Source organism: Nonomuraea sp. 10N515B, from assembly GCF_052245915.1.
Lineage (GTDB): Bacteria > Actinomycetota > Actinomycetes > Streptosporangiales > Streptosporangiaceae > Nonomuraea.
In genome coordinates this window covers 1-21,230 of record NZ_JBQQBQ010000005.1, presented here as the reverse complement: position 1 = coordinate 21,230, position 21,230 = coordinate 1, and the positions used below count along the sequence as shown (strand labels likewise).

20 protein-coding genes and 1 pseudogene are annotated in these 21,230 nt (G+C 69.0%); 9 read left to right on the top strand and 12 right to left on the bottom strand.

The genetic code is table 11. From position 1 onward, the window contains the following. Positions 1 to 1,122, top strand: coding sequence for a D-alanyl-D-alanine carboxypeptidase family protein (locus ACTWQA_RS08545; protein WP_443158730.1), 1,122 nt, complete (start codon positions 1 to 3; stop codon positions 1,120 to 1,122). Here ACTWQA_RS08545 and ACTWQA_RS08540 read toward each other — a convergent pair. Then, on the bottom strand, positions 1,111 to 2,037 hold the full coding sequence (locus ACTWQA_RS08540) for a YihY/virulence factor BrkB family protein (protein WP_443158729.1): 927 nt from the start codon (positions 2,035 to 2,037) through the stop codon (positions 1,111 to 1,113). The genes ACTWQA_RS08545 and ACTWQA_RS08540 overlap by 12 nt on opposite strands. Before the next feature lie 14 nt (positions 2,038 to 2,051). Next, positions 2,052 to 3,317 carry an amidohydrolase family protein gene (locus tag ACTWQA_RS08535; RefSeq protein ID WP_443158728.1) on the bottom strand — a complete coding sequence of 422 codons (1,266 nt, stop codon included), beginning with the start codon at positions 3,315 to 3,317 and terminating at the stop codon, positions 2,052 to 2,054. Between the two features lie 61 nt (positions 3,318 to 3,378). Here ACTWQA_RS08535 and ACTWQA_RS08530 point away from each other — a divergent pair, with 61 nt between their 5' ends. Next, the gene (locus ACTWQA_RS08530) at positions 3,379 to 3,882 is read left to right on the top strand and encodes a MarR family winged helix-turn-helix transcriptional regulator (RefSeq protein ID WP_443158727.1); all 504 of its coding nucleotides are present in this window, start codon (positions 3,379 to 3,381) and stop codon (positions 3,880 to 3,882) included. Here ACTWQA_RS08530 and ACTWQA_RS08525 read toward each other — a convergent pair. Then, positions 3,879 to 4,742, bottom strand: coding sequence for a haloalkane dehalogenase (locus tag ACTWQA_RS08525; RefSeq protein ID WP_443158726.1), 864 nt, complete (start codon positions 4,740 to 4,742; stop codon positions 3,879 to 3,881). The genes ACTWQA_RS08530 and ACTWQA_RS08525 overlap by 4 nt on opposite strands. Before the next feature lie 89 nt (positions 4,743 to 4,831). Here ACTWQA_RS08525 and ACTWQA_RS08520 point away from each other — a divergent pair, with 89 nt between their 5' ends. The 3 genes from ACTWQA_RS08520 (at position 4,832) to ACTWQA_RS08510 (ending at position 6,858) form a co-directional block, all read left to right on the top strand. After that, the gene (locus ACTWQA_RS08520) at positions 4,832 to 5,302 is read left to right on the top strand and encodes a MarR family winged helix-turn-helix transcriptional regulator (protein WP_443158725.1); all 471 of its coding nucleotides are present in this window, start codon (positions 4,832 to 4,834) and stop codon (positions 5,300 to 5,302) included. An 81-nt stretch (positions 5,303 to 5,383) separates the two neighbouring features. After that, a complete protein-coding gene (locus ACTWQA_RS08515) occupies positions 5,384 to 6,574 on the top strand; it encodes a helix-turn-helix domain-containing protein (RefSeq protein WP_443158724.1) in 1,191 nt (396 codons plus the stop codon). An 89-nt stretch (positions 6,575 to 6,663) separates the two neighbouring features. After that, positions 6,664 to 6,858 (top strand): hypothetical protein, encoded by a 195-nt coding sequence (locus tag ACTWQA_RS08510; protein WP_443158723.1) that lies wholly within the window; start codon positions 6,664 to 6,666, stop codon positions 6,856 to 6,858. 42 nt (positions 6,859 to 6,900) lie between these two features. On the opposite strand, the gene trpS is transcribed toward ACTWQA_RS08510, so the two are convergent. Both trpS and ACTWQA_RS08500 read right to left on the bottom strand, forming a co-directional pair. Further along, positions 6,901 to 7,905 carry a tryptophan--tRNA ligase gene (gene trpS, locus ACTWQA_RS08505; RefSeq protein ID WP_443158722.1) on the bottom strand — a complete coding sequence of 335 codons (1,005 nt, stop codon included), beginning with the start codon at positions 7,903 to 7,905 and terminating at the stop codon, positions 6,901 to 6,903. Between the two features lie 14 nt (positions 7,906 to 7,919). After that, positions 7,920 to 9,233, bottom strand: a complete 1,314-nt coding sequence (locus tag ACTWQA_RS08500) for a hemolysin family protein (protein WP_443158721.1) — start codon at positions 9,231 to 9,233, stop codon at positions 7,920 to 7,922. An 86-nt stretch (positions 9,234 to 9,319) separates the two neighbouring features. On the opposite strand from ACTWQA_RS08500, the gene galE reads away from it, so the two are divergent. Continuing rightward, entirely contained in the window at positions 9,320 to 10,267 is a 948-nt protein-coding gene (gene galE, locus ACTWQA_RS08495) for a UDP-glucose 4-epimerase GalE (protein WP_443158720.1), read from the top strand. A 273-nt stretch (positions 10,268 to 10,540) separates the two neighbouring features. Here galE and ACTWQA_RS08490 read toward each other — a convergent pair whose 3' ends face one another. Together ACTWQA_RS08490 and ACTWQA_RS08485 are read right to left on the bottom strand one after the other, a co-directional pair. Next, positions 10,541 to 11,527 (bottom strand): malate dehydrogenase, encoded by a 987-nt coding sequence (locus ACTWQA_RS08490; protein WP_443158719.1) that lies wholly within the window; start codon positions 11,525 to 11,527, stop codon positions 10,541 to 10,543. A gap of 55 nt (positions 11,528 to 11,582) precedes the next feature. Continuing rightward, positions 11,583 to 13,571 (bottom strand): serine/threonine-protein kinase, encoded by a 1,989-nt coding sequence (locus tag ACTWQA_RS08485; RefSeq protein ID WP_443158718.1) that lies wholly within the window; start codon positions 13,569 to 13,571, stop codon positions 11,583 to 11,585. Positions 13,572 to 13,741: 170 nt separating this feature from the next. On the opposite strand from ACTWQA_RS08485, the gene ACTWQA_RS08480 reads away from it, so the two are divergent. Then, positions 13,742 to 14,872 (top strand): saccharopine dehydrogenase family protein, encoded by a 1,131-nt coding sequence (locus ACTWQA_RS08480; protein ID WP_443158717.1) that lies wholly within the window; start codon positions 13,742 to 13,744, stop codon positions 14,870 to 14,872. On the opposite strand, the gene ACTWQA_RS08475 is transcribed toward ACTWQA_RS08480, so the two are convergent. The 4 genes from ACTWQA_RS08475 to ACTWQA_RS08460 form a co-directional block, all read right to left on the bottom strand. After that, on the bottom strand, positions 14,869 to 15,897 hold the full coding sequence (locus ACTWQA_RS08475) for a polysaccharide deacetylase family protein (RefSeq protein ID WP_443158716.1): 1,029 nt from the start codon (positions 15,895 to 15,897) through the stop codon (positions 14,869 to 14,871). The two genes, ACTWQA_RS08480 and ACTWQA_RS08475, sit on opposite strands and share 4 nt — an antisense overlap. 192 nt (positions 15,898 to 16,089) lie before the next feature. Then, entirely contained in the window at positions 16,090 to 16,446 is a 357-nt protein-coding gene (locus ACTWQA_RS08470) for a YciI family protein (RefSeq protein WP_443158715.1), read from the bottom strand. A gap of 331 nt (positions 16,447 to 16,777) precedes the next feature. After that, entirely contained in the window at positions 16,778 to 17,209 is a 432-nt protein-coding gene (locus tag ACTWQA_RS08465) for a hypothetical protein (RefSeq protein ID WP_443158714.1), read from the bottom strand. Between the two features lie 227 nt (positions 17,210 to 17,436). Beyond that, positions 17,437 to 17,775 (bottom strand): hypothetical protein, encoded by a 339-nt coding sequence (locus tag ACTWQA_RS08460; RefSeq protein ID WP_443158713.1) that lies wholly within the window; start codon positions 17,773 to 17,775, stop codon positions 17,437 to 17,439. 232 nt (positions 17,776 to 18,007) lie between these two features. Here ACTWQA_RS08460 and ACTWQA_RS08455 point away from each other — a divergent pair, with 232 nt between their 5' ends. Both ACTWQA_RS08455 and ACTWQA_RS08450 read left to right on the top strand, forming a co-directional pair. Continuing rightward, positions 18,008 to 18,487, top strand: a complete 480-nt coding sequence (locus ACTWQA_RS08455; protein ID WP_443158712.1) for a peptidase inhibitor family I36 protein — start codon at positions 18,008 to 18,010, stop codon at positions 18,485 to 18,487. Positions 18,488 to 18,691: 204 nt separating this feature from the next. Beyond that, positions 18,692 to 18,886 (top strand): annotated as a pseudogene (locus ACTWQA_RS08450) (class I SAM-dependent methyltransferase); the annotation flags it as partial. Positions 18,887 to 19,077: 191 nt separating this feature from the next. Here ACTWQA_RS08450 and ACTWQA_RS08445 read toward each other — a convergent pair. After that, a partial coding sequence (locus ACTWQA_RS08445) for a WD40 repeat domain-containing protein (protein WP_443158711.1) occupies positions 19,078 to 21,230 on the bottom strand: 2,153 nt, incomplete at its 5' end.

Sequence of the window (21,230 nt, the reverse complement as noted above, 5' to 3'; positions counted from 1 at the left end):
ATGTGGACAAAAATCGTGCCGGTAACGGCACTCATCGCCTCGGTCTCGCTCACCGGAGGGACCGCATATGCCGCACCGACGACACCCGTCGGTGGCGAGGCGCTGGGCAGCCGCGGCCTGGTGGCGCCCCAAGGCGTCAAGAAGCCGCCCAAGAGCAAGGCTACTTCGTACGTCATCGCGGACGTGGGCACGGGCCAGGTGCTCGCCGCCAAGGACGCCCACGGGCGTTACCTGCCGGCCAGCACGCTGAAGACGCTGACCGCGCTCACGCTCATCCCCAAGCTCGACAAGAACCGCAAGATCCGGCCCAGCCAGAACGCCTGCAACCAGGAGGGCAGCGCGGTCGGTCTGACGCCGAAGACGACGTACAAGGTCGAGGACCTGTTCAGGGCGTTGATGATGTCCTCGGGCAACGACGCGGCCATGGCCCTGGCGGAGACGAACGGCGGCCTCGCGAAGACGATGGCGGACATGAACGCCGAGGCCAAGCGACTGCAGGCGTACGACACCGTGGCCAAGACGCCGAGCGGCCTGGACAAACCCGGGCAGAGCAGCTCTGCCTACGACCTGGCGCTCATCGCCCGCGCCGGCCTGGCCAACCCCGATTTCACCCGCTACATCAGCACGAAGGTCGCGAACTTCCCGGCGCCCAAGGGCAAGCACTACCAGATCAGCAACCACAACAAGCTGCTCTGGCGCTACAACGGCATGGTCGGCGTCAAGAACGGCTGGACCACGAAGGCGCACGCCAGCTTCGTCGGCGCGGCCACCCGCGGCGGCCACACGATCGTGGTGAGCATCATGCGGCACGAGGGCGGCTTCTGGGACGAAGTGGCCTCGCTGCTCGACTGGGGTTTCTCGGTCAGGGGCAAGGCCACGCCGGTCGGGCAGCTGGTCGACCCGCTCCCCGCAGGCCTGACCGCCCCGCAGCAACAGGTGTCCGCGCCGCCGGCCACGCAGGTCACCCCGGCGCCGCAGCCGCCGCTGCTGGACACGGCCGCGCGGAACCAGGACGCCTCCACCAAGACGGTCGGGTCGGTGGTGATCGGCGGCGGGCTGTTGTTCGGGCTGATCTACCTCTGGTACGGCATCCGCCGCAAGCGCTCCAGATCACGCTTCTGACGCCGGCGGCGGCGTCGGGGACGGCGGCGGGCAGAGTCCCGCCGTCGCCGTCCACGCGGCGACATAGAGCACGAGCCTGGCGGAGAAGTTGATCCAGACCAGCAGGCCCACGATGACGGCGAACGTGCCGTAGACCGGGTTGCCCAGCGTCTGCCCCAGCAGCAGCGTGGCGAGTTGCTTGAGCACGCCGAAGCCCATCGCGCCCAGCAACGCACCTCTGGCGATCACGCGGAACGGCTGGGTCAGCCTGGCCACCCAGCCGAGCAGGATCAGGAACAACAACCAGTCGGCGCCCACGCTCGCCGCCACCCCGGCCAGCCGCAACCCGGTGGTGGCCAGGGCGGACTCGCTGCCGAACAGGAACTCCAGCACGTTGTCCGTGGCCGTGGTGGCGAACCCGGCCACCAGAACCGAGGAGATCATCGTCACGCCGATCATGGCGATCGAGGCCAGGTCGCGGAGCTTGCCCAGGAAGAAGGTGAGCGGCGGCTCGGTGGTCATGGACATCTCGCGCAACGCCCCGCGCAGCGCGTCCATCGCGCCGAGCCCGGCGTAGAGGAGGCCGAGCAGGCCGATGATCCCGGCGGTCTCCTTGGCCTTGGAGATGGCGTCGAGGTCCAGCTGGCCGGCGATCCCCGGCAGCCGCTCGACGATCGCCGCCTCCAGCGCCTCCCTGGTCGTCTCGCTGGTCGCCACCACGAGCCCGAGCACCGCGTACGACAGCGCCATCAGCGGGAAGAACGACAGGAACGCGAAGTAGGTGACCGCGCCCGCCAGCCGGTCGCCGAACTGCACCTGGTAGCGCTGCACGGCCCTGATGAGATGATCGACCGACAGCCTGCGGACCCGCCAGTCATCCACCTTGCCGCGGCCCCAGGCCTTGGCCTCCTCGATCCGCTCCGCCAGGCCTGCCATCACGCCCTACCTGTTCATGGCCTCACTACGGCGTCGGCGGACTCCCGCAGGGAGGCGAGGACCGCCGATAGGTCGTGGTGGAGCACCTGCCCATCTCGCTTGACGACACGCCCCGCGACCAGGACTGTGTCGACGCAGCTGGTGTCGGCGTTCAACACTACGGCCCCGATCGGGTCGTGGGCGGCGGCCATGCCCAGCCGATCCGTGCGCAACAGCACCAGATCCGCCTGCTTGCCGGGCCGCAGCGAGCCGATGACGTCGTCCATGCCGAGCACCTGGGCGCCCTCGATGGTGGCCATGCGCAGCGCGTCGCGGGTGGTGAAGCCGAGGCCGGCGCCGTCCGGACGGCCGCGTTCGAGCAGGTGGATCGTCCGCATCAGGGAGAACATGTCGCCGGGCGAGCAGACCACGGTGTCGGCGCCGAGCCCGGTCGGTACGCCTGCCGCCCTGGCCCGCCCGGTGGCCGGGTAACCGATTCCCAGGTTCATCTCGTCCACCGGCGCGAGCGAGACGCTGCCGCCACTGCCGGCGATGCGCTTGAACTCCTCATCGGTGTAGTACAGGGCGTGCACGAAGGTCGTCGGGATGTCGAGCAGGCCGTTCGCCTCCAGGAAATCCAGACCGGTGCTCTCCGGGCTGTTTCCGAGATGGCAGGTGACCGGAAGATCGAGCTCCCTGGCCAGCCGCCACTCCGCCAGCGCGCGCTCCTCCCCCGCGATCTCCGGCCCCAGGGCGGCGAGGGCCATCGTGACCAGGCCGTCCGGCAGCAGGCCGCGGACCCGCCGCGTCTCGCTCGCGAGGCCGTCCGGCTCGCCACCGTGGCAGTAGCCGAACACTGCCCTGACGCCCGACTCACGCAAGGCCTCGATGGCCGCGTCGGCGTGGGCGGGGGTCAGCTGGATGTGCGACCAGTCGAGCAGCGTGGTGATGCCAGCGTCGAGGCACTCCAGCGCGCCCCCGAGGTTACCGGCGTAGACGTCCTGCGGACGGTAGCGGGGTGCGAGCTCACCGACGACGCGCCGCAGGTACCCGGGGAAGTCGATGTCGGGAGCGGTCGCCCTGATGGCGGCCTGCCAGGTGTGCCGGTGGGTGTCGACGAAGCCGGGGAGCACGATCCGCCCGGTCGCGTCGATCACCTCCGCGCCCGGGACGTCCGGCAGGCCTGGGCCCACCTCGGCGATCGCGCCACCCTCGATCCGCACGTCTGCGCGGCCGAGGACGACGGGCTCCGGCTCGGTGTCGATGACGACGCCATTCTTGATCAACACGGTACTTGTCATGACAGAAAGCTTAATAAGAAGCTTTTCTAAAAGCAACCTAGATCCGGGTATCCTCGATGACGTGAAACCAGATGAGATCGACGCGCTGGCCACCCTCTGGAAAGAGACGGGCATGTCGTCGTCGCTCATCGCCACGCTCGAGCTCGGCAAGCGCATCAACCGGCTGCACCTGCTCTTGGAGCAGGCGGTCAAGGCGGAGCTCGCCGAAGTGGGGTTGACCTACGCCGAGTTCGACGTGCTGATGACGCTGAAGCGGGCGCCGGAGTGCCGGATGAAGCCGAGCGAGTTGTCGAAGGCGCTGCTTCTCACCTCGGGGGGCATCAGCAATGTCCTGCAGCGGCTGACGAGCGCCGGATACGTGGGGCGCGAGGCCAACGAGGGAGACGCCCGCAGCCGCTGGGTACAGCTGACGGACAAGGGACAGCGCGTGGCCGAGGCGGGCCTGGAGGCCTCGTCGCGGGCCTACACGGAGGTGACGGCCGGGATCCCGGAGGAGACGGTGCGGCGGGCTGCGGACGTGCTCCGTGAGGTCCTGGCCCCCATGAGCCGCCGCCGCTACCGCTAGCCCAGATCGTGCCGGTCGGCCCAGGCCGAGATCGCGGCGGCGATGACCTCGGGCCGGTCCTCCGCCGCGTGGTGCCCGGCGGGGCCGCCGTGCTCCGTCCCCAGGGCGGCGATGTTGTCCGCACACCAGGCGGCCATCCGCGGCGTGATCAGCAGGGTCGGCGAGGAGTCGAAGGTGAGCAACAGCTTGGGCACGTCACCGCTGGCCCCCAGCCACTTGAGGTAGCCCTGGATGCGCTCCGCCACGTCGGCCGGCTCTCCGTCGAGCGGCAGCGAACGTGCCCACTCCAGCAACGGCCGCCGGCTCTCGCGCGACGGGTACGGCGCCAGGTAGGGCGCCTTCTCCTCATCACTCAAGGGCGTCAGCACCCCTCCCGTGAACGCGGTGTCCACGAGGAAGTTCTGATCGAGCACCAGCGACTCCCCCTCGGGGCCGCGGATGGCCTCGGCGCGGGCGCGCGGCCTGTCACCGAGCTCGTCCCAGCTCATCCCCCGCAGGATGGTTTCGAAGAACGCCACGCCCCGCACTCGATCCGGGTGACGGGAGGCCCAGTCGAAGGCGAGCGAGCCACCCCAGTCGTGGCCGACGAGCACCACGTCGCGCAGCTCGAGGGCGTCGAACCAGGCGTCGAGGTAGCGGGCGTGGTCGGCGAACCGGTAGGGGATGTCGGGCTTGCCCGAGCGGCCCATGCCGATGAGGTCCGGGGCGAGCAGGCGGCGCCCGGCGCCGGCCACTCCCGGCAGCACGTTCCGCCACGCGTGGGAGGAGGCCGGGTTGCCGTGCAGGAAGACGAAGGGGATGCCGTCGCCCGCGTCCTCGTAGGCGATGGTCGAGTCGAGCACGTCGATCGTCTTGGACATGACGCCTCTTTCGTTTGTCAAACTAACGTTTATGTCACTAACGAACGTACATCGTTAGTGCCACTAACGCAAGCGATATGATCGGCGGCATGACCTGGGACGCCATGGACGACCACCATCCCTCCGCCCGGCTGCGGCGCCTGCCCAGCCGCATGTTGGCGATGATCGCGATGCAGGCCGACCGGCTCGTGAGCGAAGGGCTGGCCCAAATGGACGCCCGCAAGTGGCACTACGCGGCGCTCGTGGCGCTGAGCGAGTCCGGGCCGGTCAGCCAGGCGGAGCTGAGCAAGCGCACCGGCATCTACCGCAGCGACCTGGTCTCCGTGATCAATGAGCTGGCCGAACGCGGCTTCGTCGAGCGCGCACCCGACCCCGCCGACCGCCGCCGCAACGTCATCACCGTCACCGAGCGGGGCCGCGGGCACCTGGAGCGCCTCGACAAGCTCATCACCGAGCTGCAGGACGACGTGCTCGCGCCCTTGACCCGACCGGAACGCGAGCAGCTGACCGACCTCCTGGCCCGCGTTCTAGAGCATCATTCGCGTTCTCGCGCCTCCTGAGCTGCGCGGAAACCAGGGCAGGGCACGGTCTGGAGCCCTAACCTGTGGGGTGCTGAACCGAGCCAGGAGGCGCCCACACCCATGACCGAAATAAGCACCGGGCAGATGGTCAGACTCCAGCGCGAGCGGCGGGGCATGAGCACCACCGCGCTGGCGACCCAGGCCGGATGCACTCCCCGGCACATCGAGCTGATCGAGCACGGCAAGCGCACACCCTCACTGCCCCTCCTGCGGGAGATCGCCAAGGTGCTGGGCGTACGCACCGCGGTGCTGTTAGGAGAAACCCCGCGCGACTCCCACGAGCCGAGCCGGCCGCAGATCAGCGACATCGAGCGCGCGTTGTTCACCTGCCGCTCGTCGGCGCCCGACCTCGAGCCGCCCGACGCCGAGCAGCTGTCGGAGCGGGTCGCGGACGCGCGCACCTCCTGGTTCACCTCGACGCGCCGCTACTCGATCCTGATGGCGGCGCTGCCGTCCCTGGTGACCGACGCCGAGAGCCTGGCGGCCGAGCGCACGCCGCGGTCCTGCGGAGTCGCGGCGGACGCGTACCTTCTGGCCAGGGGTGTGCTCAAGCACCTTCAGCGGGTGGACCTCTCGCATCTCGCGGCGGACCGGGCCATGCGCTTCGCGGAGGAGTCCGAGGACCCGCTGATGATCGCGTGGGCGTACTGGAGCCTCGGGCAGTCGATGTTGTCCGACGACATGCACCAGATCGCGTACGAGCTCGGGCGGCGCGGCATCGAGCTCATCGAGCCGCACGTCGCCGACGGCGATCAGCGCCACGTCAAGGCGCTCGGCGCGCTGCACCTGCTCGCCGCCGTCGGCGAGGCCCGCTCCGGCGACGACGACCGGGCCAGGGAACGGCTACGCGGGCCCGCGACGCAACTCGCCGAACGTGTGCAGGACTCGGCGAACGTCTACGATCTGGCCTTCTTCGGACCCGCCAACGTCGCCATCCACATGGCCGGCATCGAGAGCGACGTCGGCCGGCCCGAAGACGTGCTGCGCATCGCAGACGACATCGACCTGCGCCACACCCCGTCCATCGAGCGGCGAGCCACTCATCTCGGCCACGTCGCGCGCGCCTGCGAGGACGTGGGCGACGATGCGGCGAGCCTGCTGCACCTGCTGCGCATCGAGCGCGAAAGCCCTGAGGAGCTCGACCACAAGCTGCTGCTGAGGGAGATGGTCCGGTCGCTGGCGCGGCGGGCGCGGCCCTCGTGGGCGCCGGAGGTTCGCCATCTCGCCGAACGCCACGGCATCCTCAACTGAATCGCGAACTAAGAGTTCGGACTTTGCGAACGGGGAGATCTGTCGCTCGAGTTCGTCACGGAACGACACGTCAATGACACGCTGCGTTCATGACCACAGCGCCGAGTGCCGATTTCGTCATGGCACGACTACAGCAGGAAGCCGTGCGTGAGTTTCCCGGGTGGGCCTTCGAACGGGATTGTTCCAGCTGGACCGCCGTTCACGGCGACATCCGGTTCACCAGGCCCACCCTGGCTGCCCTCCGCGCGATTCTGCGCATCCACCGGGCGACGCGGCATCGCTGAGGGCGGGCCGCGGAGCCCTGAGCGCCGTGGAGGGCCCAGGTGTCAGAGCTTGGGGAGGAAGCCGACGCGGTCGCGGACGGCGGCCATGGTCTGCCTGGCCACCGCCGACGCACGCTCCGCCCCCAGGGCCAGCAGCCGGTCCAGCTCCTTCTCGTCCGACAGCAGCTTCTCCGTGCGCTCCCTGATCGGCGTGAACGTCTCCACGACCACCTCGGCGACGTCCTTCTTGAACGTGCCGTATCCCTGCCCCGCATAGCGGGCGACGAGCTCAGGGATCGGCGTACCGGTCAGCGCGGACTGGATCCGGAGCAAGTTGGAGATGCCGGGCTTGTCGTCCTCGTCGAACAGGACCTCCGTGCCCGTGTCCGTGACCGCTCGCATGATCTTCTTCTTCAGCGGGCCCGGCTGCTCCAGGACGTCCAGGATCCCGGCCGGGCTCGACGACGACTTCGACATCTTCGACGTCGGGTCCTGCAGGTCGGTGATCTTCTCGACTTCCTTGAGGATGTAGGGATCCGGCAGCGTGAACGTGTCACCGAAGCGGTGGTTGAAACGCTGCCCCAGGTCGCGGGTCAGCTCCAGATGCTGCTTCTGGTCGGCGCCCACCGGCACCGCGTTGGCCTGGTAGAGCAGGATGTCGGCGGCCTGCAGGATCGGGTAGGTGAACAGGCCGACGCTGGCCGCGCTCTCCCCGAACTTGGCGGACTTGTCCTTGAACTGCGTCATCCTGCCCGCCTCGCCCATGCCGGTGAGGCAAATCAGGACCCAGGCGAGCTCGGTGTGCTCACGTACGTGCGACTGCACGAAGACCGTGGAACGCTCCGGGTCCAGGCCCGCGGCGAAGAGCTGCGCGGCGGCCACGCGGCTGCGCCGGCGCAGGGCGGCGGGCTCGGTCGGCACGGTGATCGCGTGGAGATCGACCACGCAGTAGAAGGCGTCGTGGGTCTCCTGCAGGGTGACCCACTGGCGAACGGCACCCAGGTAGTTGCCCAGGTGGAAAGAGTCCGCGGTGGGCTGGATGCCGGAGAGTACACGAGGTCTGGCCATAGCACGCAATTGTGTCAGGAATCCTGGTCGGGCGGCGACTCGACGACCGCTCGGCGCTTCACCCTCACCCGGGCGACACGGCGCCCGTCGAGCTCGGTGACGGTCAGCTCGAATCCCGAGACCTCCACGCGTTCACCGAGGACGGGCACGTGGCCCAGCATGGCCATCACGAACCCGCCCAGCGTCTCGTAGGGGCCGTCGGGCAGCCTGATGCCGGTCTCGGTGGCGAAGTCGTTGAGGTTCGTCAGGCCGTCGATCTCGATCTCGCCGGCGGGCAGGACGACGACGTCCTCTTCGATGTCGTACTCGTCCCTGATGTCGCCGATCAGCTCCTCGACCAGGTCCTCCATGGTGACGATGCCGGCGGTGCCGCCGTATTCGTCCACCACGATCGCCAGGTGCTGGCCCTCGTCGCGCATCTCGTTCAGCGTGGTCAGCAGGCGTTTGGAGGCGGGCACGAACTTGGCGGGGCGGATGGGCACGACCGCGCTGATGGGCTCGGTGCGGCCGGCGAGCTCGGGGTCGAGGATGTCACGTACGTGGACGAAGCCGATGACCTCGTCGTACGACTCGCGGTAGACCGGGAATCGGGAGTGCGGCAGCCTGGCGACCTCGCGCGCCGCGTCGACCAGCGGCGTGTCGGCCTCCATGAACTCCACCTCCGTGCGCGGCAGCATCACCTCCCTGAGCTGCCGTTTCCCGGCGGCGAACACCTCGCCGATCAGCTTGCGCTCGTCGGCGGTCAGGTCGGTGTGCCCGACCACCATGTCGCGCAGCTCCTCGGTGGTGACCTCCTCCCTGTCGGCCTTCGGGTTGCCGCCGAGCAACCTGACCACGCCGTCGGTGGACTTCGACAACATCCAGATGATCGGGCGCGACAGGTGGGCGATCCAGTCCAGGAACGGCGCCACGACCAACGACAGGCCCTCGGCCCGCTGCAGGGCCAGCCGCTTGGGGGCGAGCTCGCCGAGCACGAGCGACACGTACGAGATCGCCAGCGTGACCAGCACGAGCGCGAGCACGGGCGACACGGCCGCGGGCACCCGCCACGTCTCGAGGACAGGCACCAGCTGCGCCGCCAGGCGGTCGGCGCCGAACGCGGCCGACAACATGGTGGCCACGGTGACGCCGATCTGCACGGCGGACAGGAACCGGTTGGGGTCCTGGGTGAGTTTGGCCACGCGTTCGCCCCGGCGGCCGTGGGTGGCGAGCTTGCGGACCTGGCTCTCCCTGAGGGAGACGATCGCCATTTCGGCCGCGGCGAAGAAGCCCCCGATCAAAATGAAGAGCAGAACCAGGGCGATGTTGGCCGCGACGGTGTCAAACATGGTGGTTGGCAGCGTACTCGTGTGGTTTCCAGCGTATGCTGAACGGCAAGCCATACAAAATCAAACATATTTGAACAGGAGCCAACATGAGACTGCTGGTCACCGGAGGGGCCGGATATGTCGGCAGCGTCGTCGCGGCGCAGCTCGTCGAGGCGGGACACGAGGTGACCGTCCTCGACGACCTGTCGACCGGACATGAGGACGCGGTGCCGGAGGGCGCCCGTTTCGTCCGGGCGGAGATCGCCGACGCAGGCGATGTGCTCGACGGCATGGACGCGGTGCTGCACTTCGCGGCCAAGTCGCTGGTGGGCGAGTCGGTGCAGAAGCCGGGGCTCTACTGGGACAACAACCTCGGCGGCACGCTGGCGCTGCTCGAGGCCATGCGGGACAAGGGTGTGGGCAAGATCGTCTTCTCCTCGACCGCGGCCACGTACGGCGAGCCCGAGCGCTCCCCGATCCAGGAGGACGACCCGACGCGCCCGACCAACCCCTACGGCGCCTCCAAGCTGGCCGTGGACACCGCGTTGAGCGCGTACGCGCGCATCCGCGGGCTGGGCGCGGTGAGCCTGCGCTACTTCAACGTGGCCGGCGCCTACGGCCGCTACCGCGAGCGGCACGCCATCGAGACCCACCTCATCCCGAACGTGCTGAAGGTCGCCACCGGCGAGCGCGCCTCGGTGAGCGTGTTCGGCACCGACTACCCGACGCCGGACGGGACCTGCGTGCGCGACTACATCCACGTGACCGACCTGTCGCGGGCGCACCTGCTGGCGCTGGAGTCGATCACGCCGGGCGAGCACAAGATCTACAACCTGGGCAGCGGCACCGGGTTCAGCGTGCAGGAGGTGATCTCGGTCTGCCGCGAGGTCACCGGCCACGAGATCCCCGCCGAGGTGGGCGAGCGCCGGGCCGGCGACCCCGCCGTGCTGGTGGCCTCGTCCGCGAAGATCCAGCGCGAGCTGGGCTGGAAAGCGGAGCGGCCGGCGCTGCGCGACATCGTCTCCGACGCATGGGACGCGCTTTCCGGCAAATGAGCCGTTCCGGCAAAAGGGTCATTCACCGAAAAGAGTCATGTCGCGGCCAAATATGTGCTGTGATATCGAAACGTGAGGAGCTTTTCACCAAGGGTCACGAAGCTGATCTTCGGTGCGCTCGTGGCGATGGGCAGCCTCCTTGCCGCCGCGGGTGTCATCTTCACGACGCCGCAGCCCGCTCCTGCCGTGCAACCCACGTCCTGCCCCATGCAGAGCGGCGTGAGTCCATGAGAAAGCCCCCCGCACCGGGCGAGGGGCTTTCGCGCAGGGCCGTCAGATGAGGCCGAGCTCCTTCACGGCGGTGCGCTCCTCCTCCAGCTCACTGACGCTGGCGTCGATCCGCTCGCGGGAGAAGGCGTCGATCTCGAGGCCCTGGATGATCTCGAACGTGCCGTTCGCCGCGCGGACGGGGAACGACGAGATGAGGCCCTCGGGCACCCCGTAGGAGCCGTCGGAGACGACGGCGGCCGAGGTCCAGTCGGTGCCGTTGACCCAGTCGTAGACGTGGTCGACGGCGGCGTTGGCGGCCGAGGCGGCCGAGGAGGCGCCGCGCGCCTCGATGATGGCGGCGCCGCGCTTGGCCACCGTCGGGATGAACGTCTCCTTCAGCCACTCCGCGTCGACCTGCTCGGCCGCGACCTTGCCGCCGACCTCGGCGTGGAACAGGTCGGGGTATTGCGTCGCGGAGTGGTTGCCCCAGATCGTCATCTTCTTGATCTCGGTGACCGGGACCTGGAGCTTGGCCGCGAGCTGCGACAGCGCGCGGTTGTGGTCGAGCCTCGTCATCGCGGTGAAGCGGTCGGCCGGCACGTCGGGCGCGTGCTGCTGGGCGATGAGCGCGTTGGTGTTGGCGGGGTTGCCCACGACCAGGACCCTGATGTCGTCGGCGGCGTGGTCGTTGATCGCCTTGCCCTGAGGGCCGAAGATGCCGCCGTTGGCGCCGAGCAGGTCGCCGCGCTCCATGCCGGCCTTGCGCGGCATGGCGCCGACGAGCAGGCCGACATTGGCCCCGTTGAAGGCGACGTTGGGGTCGTCGGTGATCTCGATGCCGGACAGCAGCGGGAACGCGCAGTCGTCCAGCTCCATCGCGGTGCCCTCGGCCGCCTTCAGGGCCGGCGTGATCTCCAGCAGGCTCAGCTTGACCGGCACGTCGGCGCCGAGCAGCTGCCCCGACGCGATGCGGAACAGCAGTGCGTAGCCGATCTGGCCGGCGGCTCCGGTGACGGTCACCTTGACGGGCGCAGTGGCTGACGACGCCATGGCCTTTCCCCTAACTCGCAGCAGGATTGTTGACGTTCGGGATGTTACTCCCTCGTCATCGGCAGGTTTCCATCGCGGGTTGCTCCAGCTCCGGTTTGAAGTCAACCTTGCCGAAATACTTGGCGATGAGCTGCTTGAGCTGGCCGCTGCTGTAGAGGTCGGCGATGATGCCGTTCACCGCCTTGCAGGTCTTCGCATCACCGTTCCTGATGCCCACGGCGTAGCGCTCGTTGCTCAGCTTGGCGCCGAGGATCTTGTAGCGGTGGTTCTCCCGGTTGGCGAAGCCGGCCAGGATGAGGTCCTCGCCGGGGATCGCGTCCACCTCGCCGCTCCTGAGCTTGTCCATGCAGATGGCCATGTCGGCGGCGGGCACGGGCTTGACCTTCACCCGGTCCTGGACATCGCCAACGGTCGGGCTGTTGGGGGCGCAGATCCTCTTGTTCTCGAGGTCCTCGAGCGCGTCGATGCCGCTGCCGGCCAGGACCATGACGTCGCGGTGCGCCATGTAGTAGGGGCCCGCGAACTCGGTCGGGCCCTTGTCGACCGCGAAGGTCGCGACGACGAGGTCCATCCTGCCTTCGGCCAGCCCCAACGGCCGGTCGTCCCGGCTGACCCTGACGAACTGCGTTTCCGTGGCGCCTAACCCCGCGGCGATGCGTTTGGCGATCTCGATGTCGAAGCCCTGGAAGTCGTCGCCGTCCTGCAGTCCGATGCCGGGCAGGTCGCCCTTCACGCCGATCACGATCTTCCCGGTCTGCGCGACCTTGTCCGCCACCGAGGCGAACGAGCGCGTGGGCTCCTGGGTCGGTTCGGGCTCCTCCTCGAGCGCGAGCGGCGACCAGCCGTTGAGCGCCAGCGCGAGCGCCGCGGCGGCGACCAGCACGAGCGCGGTGCCGAAGGCGATCCACACCTTGGCACGGCGGCGCCGCGGCGGCCCTGACGGCTCGGTCGCCGGGTTCGGCGCCCGCCCGGCGTCCGATGGCGCGGATCCGCCTCGATGCCCGCCGGGCATCACCGACACGGCCCTCTGCCCCGTCACGGCCCCCTGTCCCGTCACGGCCCCCGGGCCTGAAACGGGTGCTTCCTCCTGAGCCGCAGGGCCAGACTGGGACGGCACCAGCGAAGCGGAGCCCCTGTCGGTGATCGATCCGGCCGACACCCTCATGAACGGCGTGGTGTCGTCGCTGGCGACCTGCACGCCCCTGGTCAGCACGGCCGTGGACGCCCCCACCCCGGTCGACTGCCCGAGCAGCCGCAGCAGGATCTGGTCGGCCGACGGCCGCTCCACGGCCGCCTTGGCCAGCGCGGAGCCGACCACGCTGCGCAGCGGCTCCGGCATCATGCCGACGTCGACCTCATGGTTGAGAATCCGGTTGAGCACGGTGGCGATGGACTTGCCCTCGAACACGGCCTTCCCGGTCGCCGCGAACGCGATGGTCGCGCCCCAGGAGAACACGTCGGTGTAAGGACCGATGTCGTCCCCGGCGATCTGCTCCGGCGCCATGTAGGCGGGCGTGCCGATGGCCCGGCTGGTGATCGTGCCCGTGGAGTCGATGATCCGGGCGATGCCGAAATCCACCACCCGCGGCCCGTCGGCGGCGATCAGCACATTGTCGGGCTTGAAGTCCCTGTGCACGATCTGCGCGTGGTGGATGGCGGTGAGCGCGGTCGCGGTGCCGATCGCGAGCCGGTCGAGCGCCGTGCCGGTGAGCGGCCCGTCGGTATCGACGATGTCCCTGAGCGACCGGCCGTCGATATATTCACTGGCGATGTACGGCGTGTCGCCGTCGAGATCGGCCTCGATCACTCTGGCCGTGCAGAACGACGCCACCCGCTGCGCCGCCTTCAACTCCCTGGCGAAACGCGACCTCGCGATCGTGTCACCGCTGAACTTCACGTGCAGCAACTTGATGGCGGCGCGCTCGCCCTCGTCGTTGACGCCCAGGTAGACGATGCCCTGACCACCCTCCCCGACCCGTCCGGACAGCCGGAATGACCCCAGGTGAGTGGGATCACCGGCCATCAACGGCGAGATCTGCGGCATTCGTCATCCCCACGTTTACATCAACCCCAACGACGCAAACTTTACGACGCTCAGCAACCTCTCAGGGTTTCGTTAACCGTTCGTGAGGTCACAAATTGCCTCCCCTGTCAGAGCCGGAAGTCAAGTGGTACCCCTTGCGCGCGCAGCCGATCACGGGGAGGCTCGAGATCATGGACCGTCCCTACGACATCGTGCTCTTCGGCGCGAGCGGGTTCACCGGCGCGCTCACGGCCGCTTATCTCGCCGGGGCCGCACCTCCCGGCACGCGGTGGGCGCTGGCCGGACGCGACCGCGCCAAGCTGGAGCGGCTCGGGCTCGACGTGCCGGTCCTCATCGCCGACGCCGCCGACCCCGCCGCGCTGGCCGAGCTCGCCCGCCAGACACGGGTCCTGGTCACCACCGTCGGCCCGTACGTCACCCACGGCGAGGCGCTGGTCGCCGCCTGCGCCGAGGCCGGCACCCACTACCTTGATCTGACGGGCGAGCCCGAGTTCGTGGACCGGACCTACCTGCGCCACCACGATCAGGCCGCCAGGACCGGCGCCAAGATCGTGCACGCTTGCGGTTTCGACTCGATCCCGTGGGATCTCGGCGTCCTCCACACCGTCAGCCTGCTCCCCGAAGGTGTCCCGCTGGCCGTCAGCGGCTTCCTGCGGGCGAGCGGGCGCCCGTCGGGCGGCACCCTGGCCACCGCCATGACCATGTTCGGCCGCGCCCGTCAGATGGCCGAGGCCGCCGCGCAGCGCCGGGCCGCCGAACCCCGCCCGAAGGGACGCAAGGTGAGCTCGGCCCCCGGCGGCCTGCGGTACGTAGGCGGATGGGCGTTGCCCATGCCCACCATCGATCCGTTCATCGTCGGCTACTCGGCCCGGCTGCTCGACCGCTACGGCCCGGACTTCACCTACCGCCAGCACTACGCCGTCAGAACGCTCCCCCAGGCAGCGGCGACGGCGGCGGGCGCCGGCGCGTTCGCGGCGCTCGCGGTCATCCCGCCGGCCCGCCGCCTGATCCAGAGCCGGCTGCGGCCGGGCGAGGGCCCCTCGCCCGAGCGGCGCGCGAAGAGCTGGTTCAAGGTCACGTTCCTGGGCCAGGGCGGGGGCGAGCGCGTCGTCACCGAGGTCGCCGGCGGCGATCCTGGGTACGGCGAGACCGCCAAGATGCTCGGCGAGTCGGCCCTGTGCCTGGCCTTCGACGACGTGCCCGACCGCGCGGGACAGCTGACGACGGCCTCGGCCATGGGCCTGCCGCTCATCGACCGCCTACGGCGCGCGGGCATCACCTTCGACAGGCGGGCCGGCTAGTAGGGCAGGCTCCACTTGGCGAACGACTTACGCAGATACGGCCCCTTGAACTTCGGGTACGCCACCGTGCTGGGATCCCCGTCGGACGTATACCGCATGTCCGGGTTGTTCTTCAGCCAGTCCAGCCAGGCGTGCGAACAGAACTGGGCGCAGTCGCCCTTCTTCTCCATGACCTTGATGCGCGGGATGCCGGCCGGGTCGTACGCCTTGCTGAACGGCGCGGGAGCCGGCGTGTAGCCCGCCAGGAAAGCGCCCTGGTGGTCGTAGTGCTTGCCGCGCATGGCCCAGTCCTTCTTGCGCGGCTGGTTGCCGTACGGCAGGGCGATCGTGGCCGGCTTGACGTAGGACAGCGAGGTGATCTGCTGGCCGATCGTGCCGATCTGCTCCTCGACCTCCTCATGCGAACGCGTGCGCAGGTCGAAGTGATCGCGCGTGTGGTTGCCGATGTCGAACCCGTTCTCCTTCAGCCAGAGCAGCATCTGGGCCTGCTCCTCCCGGCCGGTCTTGCCGAACATGTCGCGGGTCACGTAGAACGTGGCGACCGGGCGGAAGCCCGGGTTCTTGGCGGCCACGTCCTTCAGGATCGCCACAGCCGTGTCCTTCTGCGGGGCGCCCATCTGGTTCAGCGTGAGCTGCGAAGGTGAGGAGTCGTCGAAGGTCAGGACCACAGCGTGCTTGCCTGCCGGGATGTCGATCTTGCCGGTCACCATCTCGGCCGCCGTAATCGGCACATAGTCCTCCTTGGCCAGACGCTCCAGGTCCGCGCGGAACTGCTGCGGCGTGCGGTCGTCGGTCGTGGTCGGCTTCTCCACGACCCGGTGGAACATCAGCACCGGGATCTGGCCCAGTTCGTTCGCCTTGGCCTTGGCGGCGGCCTTGGCCTTGGCGGCCTTGTCCACCTTGGCCTTCGCGGCGGTGGTCGCCTTGGTGTCCGCCATCTTCGTGGTGTCGGGCTGCGAGTCGCACCCGGTCAGAAGCGCTGCGGCGGCCAGCACCCCCAGCCCACTGGAAATACGCAGTCGCATTCGAACCCCCCGAGACGCGTACGACTGTTACGAGGGGGCTCTTACCCAGGTGATCAACTACGCCACGCCGCCTCCGTGTCAAGAGATGGGAAAGGGCCCCACGTCGGCGGCTCTTTCGGCGAGAACGATGCGACGGGCGGTCAGGCCGTCTTCTTCTTGAGGGACTGTCAGGCCGCTCCTGGCCTGATCAGTTCACGTCACCGGAGGTTCGTGGCATTGGCGGACCTCCACCGGTTCGCCGGCTCCCGCGACGATCTGACGGGCGAGCTCCAGTGCTCTCGTCTCATCCGCGACGTCCACCAACCACCAGCCGGCCAGTGATTGGCTGGGCTCAGCGAACGTGCCGTCCCGCACGGCCACCGCGCCGTCTTCGAGGCTGACAACCTTCGCATGCGGCGCGAGTGCCAGCCCTTCATCGGCAAGCAGTTCACCGGACCTCTTCAGCCCTTCGGTGAACTCGATCATGAATTTGATCATTTGCTGGACCCATTCCTGAGACTTGCCGCTCAGGACGGCTTCGTCGCCGAACTGCATCAACATGTATTTCATTGCTTCCTTCCGGGGTGAGTACCTGGTCGACTTCGTGCGATGGTGACAGGACCTCCGGCCCGTCCCCTCGCCAACGCGTCGATCGCGCACCGCCGGAATCGACATGGCTCCCGAGGAAGCTTTCAGGCGTCATGGAGCGAAGCGGCATTCGTGCAGCTCAGGTCCATGGCACGCGCGCATTCTTGGCTCGAACAACGCCGCCAGTCGGGTCCAGGCCGGCTTCTGCTGTTGTCCGTGCTGGCTGAGCAGGCTGTACCGAATCGCGCCGTCAGCGCGGGCCCGGAGTCCGGCCGGGGTGGGCAGTCATGAAGGACGGCACCGTCTGAGCGCACTACTTCTTCCACGGGGTGCACACCCACCGGCCGACGGAGAAGACGCAGGCGCGGAAGCTGCGGCCGCCCCACTGGTCGACGCCCCCAGCGGTGGCGATGCTGCCACGGCGCTTGGCGTAGCAGCCGTGCCAGGAGCGCCCGCCGGTGTCCGACCAGTCGAGCGTGACCCTGTCCCCGCGCTGGAGCCCGCCGGCCAACGCATAGAAGACGTGCCGTCCCTTGTAGATCCGGTTCCAGGACTTGTCGAGATGGACATACCCGAAGGAGGTCTGGGCGCTTCCCAGGGGGGAAGACCCGTTCGCGCGCTCGTAACTGATCCGCGGCCCGCAGCTGTAGTCGATGAACCCGGGCCCCACCGCATTCGCCGCACTCGGCACCGCCAGCACCGCGACCCCTGTGGCGAGCACCGCACCAATTGCTAACTTGCGCATGTTTCCTCCTGAGGTGATCCGTTCCAAGGATCATGCGCCGCCCCGTGTTGAGAATCTGTTGAGCTTCCGTTCAGGCACTCGCGACCGTACACAGGCCGCGATCCAGCGCCCGGCGAGCGGCTCGCCGGCCCGGCAGATCCACATCCCCGCGAGGCCCGTTCCGCCCTTGGCCCAGCCCAAGGCCCGCACGGGCGGCACGTACTCGAACCGGACGCTCCAGCTGGCTCTCAGCGGTCTGCGACACCGTAGCTGCCCTTACGCGCGCAGCGGGCGGCTGCGGCCTTCCAGCCGCCCATGACTTTCCTGGCGATCTTCGTGGAGCGATAGACGATCACCTGCTCCTGCGTTCCGTAGTACTCCTGGGAGCTGAAGGTCACCGACCGCACGGCTTTGCGGCCGGTCAGCCCGACCTTGGTACTAGGGCCGGTGGCGACCGCGACGGTGCAGCAGGGGTTGGCCAGGAGCGGCTGGTCGGCTCTGTCGTCGTAGAGCCAGGTCTCCTCATAGTCGTGAACGTCATCAGGGTCGTGTCCGAAACAGCCGGGCACGTGAAGTCCGGGCGGCACCAGAAATACTGCGCCTAAGCACAGCCTCAACGGCCAGCCGTACCCGCGGTGCCCATCTCGACTCGGTTGGGTCGCCGGCCATGTACTGCCCGAACGGCACGCCCGCGGCATGCTCCGCGAGGCGCTGGCGTTCCTGTCCGCGGACTGACCCGAGCGGGGTCAACACGCACTCAACACGGGCTCAACAGCGGCCTGCCTATCTTCCTGTTCACCACACGATGAGGGAGACGAAATGAGTTTTATGAGAGTGGCCGCCATCGTCATCGGCGCCGGTGTCATCGCCGGCGGCGCGCTCCCGGCCCAGGCAGCCTCAAGCAGCGCCCGGGTCGACGCCTACATGGCCGCCTTCCCCGGCGGGACGAAGGTCAGCAACAACGAGATCTCCTGGCAGGGCGGCGACGTCCGCGTGGTGCTGGCGGCCACCGCCAAGTCCTGCCCGGCCGGCTACTACTGCGTCTATGAGCACCAGTACTGGCGCGGCGCGATGGGCGCGTGGCGGGCCTCCGCCGCGAATTGCAAGAAGTTCAACTTCACCGCCTACTGGCGGGACAAGGTCTCCTCGTTCTGGGCGCGCGGCGGCTGCGAGACCGCCACCTACTTCCTGAAGAACAAGAAGAAGTGGCAGCCAGATCAGTTCGAGCCCTTCGAGGGCAAGAAGGCCTGGGTCCGGTTCAACGACAGCTACGACTACGCCGCCCGCGGCTACCTTTAAGCGGTCAGAGCTGGACGCTGAACAGCACGACGACCCACAGCAGCAGCCACGGCAGGCTGTGAGGTTGACCGGTAGATGGGCCATATCGGTTCACCTGATGGCCACGCATGATCGCCGAACCGGCGGGCAAGCCGGTCCCCGACGGCGGCGTCGAGCTGCGTCGGCTGACCCGCCAGATCGCTACCGAACCGGCACCGTGGACCCCTGCCAGGGGGGATATGCCTGGAGCTCGGCTCGGGCACCGGCCAGCACACCGCGCTTTTGGCGGGCGCCTTCGACTACGTCGTCGCCGTCGACCTGGCCCGGCAGATGCTCACCCGCGCTCCCGCTCATCTGGCTCCGCGGTTGCAGGCCGACGCCGCCCGCCTGCCCCTGGCCGTCAGATCGATCGCCGCCGTCGTCTGCATCGAACGTGCGGGAGTCGCGCGACCGCTGTCGGGGTGGATCCGCAGGTCGGCGAGGCTAGACGGGGGCGACGTCCCCACCCCTCCGAACGTGTTCGACATCGCTGCGCGGCTGGTGGATCCCGCTCAGCGCCCACTACGGCGTTCGCTATCGGACGCGGACCCGCGGGCTGCCGATTCTGCGGATCAGCACAGCGTGAAAGGCTCGACGCCGGGCAGGTGGCGGGACCATTCACCGGCGGTGAGTGTACGGCCCGCGCGTGCGCACACGGTCGCGGCCACGTGCCGCTCATCCACGTCATGCACGCGCACGGTGCTGTCGAGGGCGGCGGTGTGGAGTTTCGTGCCGTCCGCCGAGAACGCCACCCACCCGTCGCCGGCCTCATCCAGGCTCTGCTTCCCGTCGAAGACGATGCCCAGCGGTTGCCGGCTCTGCACGTCCCACAGTCGCACGCGCAGGCCCTTCTCGTACGAGGCGATCGTTCGCCCGTCAGGTGACCAGGCGAGCACGGCGGCCTCGCTGCCCGGCACCGTGGAGAACTGGGCGATCCGGGTCCTGACGTCGCCGTCCCACAAGGTGAGCCGGTCCGGGCCGGCGAAGGCCACCTGACGGCCGTCCGGGCTGAAGGCGAAGGGGCCGTCGAGCTGGCCGGTCCCTGACGCGGGAGGGCGGGTGGCGCCCTTCGCGGGATCGATGAGCTGGAACGGGTTCCCGGTCACCAGCAGCCGTCCATCGGGGCGGAAGGCCACGTAGCCCGCGCCGCGACCGGTCGTCGCCCGTGCAGATCTCCGTTCAAGGTCCCACAGCTCGACGCGGCCGGACTCTCCATCGCGTGACACGGCCAGCGTGCGACCGTCGGGGCTGAACGCCAGGGCCTGCGCGCCCTGCCCGCCGTTACCCGTCAGCTTGAGCTTGGCCGATACCTCGCGCCTGGCCAGATCCACGATGGAGATCTTGTCGCCGCCGGCCAGGGCGAGGCGGCGGCCGTCGGCGCTGAAGGCCGTCGTGGCCCCCGTGCCCGACCAGCCGACCGGCGCGATCAGCGGCCGTCCCGTCGCCGTGTCCCTGACTTCGATTCCGTCCATGTTGACCTCGGTCAGCACGCGGGCGGAAGGATCCATCTCCACGCTCATACCGTCGCCGGAGGTGATCGGCCGGTCGAACGCCATCGCGACGTCCTCGGTGTAGACGACGCCGCTGTCGTTCAGATACCGGACGGTCCGGCCGGCGAGGTCGAAGCGGAGCTGGGCGACCAAGTCGGGCATGGCCCGCTGGTACGCCGTGGTGAATCCGGAGCGCCGCTGTAACCTCAGCCCGCCCTGACTCTCCCAGGTCGCGATGAACTCATCGCCGAAGGCGAAGGCCACATCCGTGGCATACTCGCCCTCCTCGCCCATCACCTGCTGCCCGGACGGCAGCTCCAACACGCGCAGCCTGCTCTGCTCGGTCGAAGGCAGAACCTCGACGGTCACCAGCATCCTGCCGTCGTCACTGAAGGCGGCATCGTTGATGACGCCTCTGTCCTCCGGGCGAAGTGACGGTATGCGCGTCCTCTTGCCGCTGCGAAGGTCCCACAGCTCCTCCGTCGTGCCCTTGACCGCGTAACCGTAGCGGCCGTCCCTGCTGATCGCGTTGATCGCGGCTCCTGAAGGGGTGGTGAGCCGCTTACGCGTGGCGACGTCCCACCATTCCTGCAGGGCTATTCCGGGGAAGGCCAGGTAGTGCCCGGACTTGTCGAACTCCAGGTCACCGCCCCACTGCTCACCGGTCCTGCCCGGGATGGGATCGCCGAGCGGCCGACCGGTCCGCGTGTCCCACAGCCGTGCGGTCTTGCCGTCCAGGAGGGCCAGGGTGCGCCCGTCGGGGGCGAGCGCGGCTTGGGCCACGCCCGTGCCCACGCCCGAGAGCGTGCCGATCCGCCGCTTGCCGGGAACGTCCCAGATCCTGGCCGTGCCGCCGCTCACCGACACGAGCGTGCGCCCGTCCTGGCCGAGCGCCTGCACCGTGTCGGCTGTGTAGTCGGGGTCGGCGAAGACGGAGGTCGTGCTCTGGGAGAGCGAGTCGTAGAGCGCGCCTCGGGCCTCGGGCAGTCCCGGGCTCAGCCGCCAGCCGGCCACGCTCAGCAGCATCGCGGCCTGGGGGTCGCTCTTCCGCAGGTCGGCGGCGCGCAGCGCGAGCGCTTGGGCCAGCGCGTTGTCACGCTGCCGGTTGGACTCCCTGCGCAGGTATTCGGCCGTGCCCAGCCCGCCGAGTGTGGCCACGAGTAGCACGGCCAGGGCGGCCGCGACCAGGTTGCGCCGCCTGGACTGCCGGCGGGCCTGCCGGGAGGCGGCGTCGA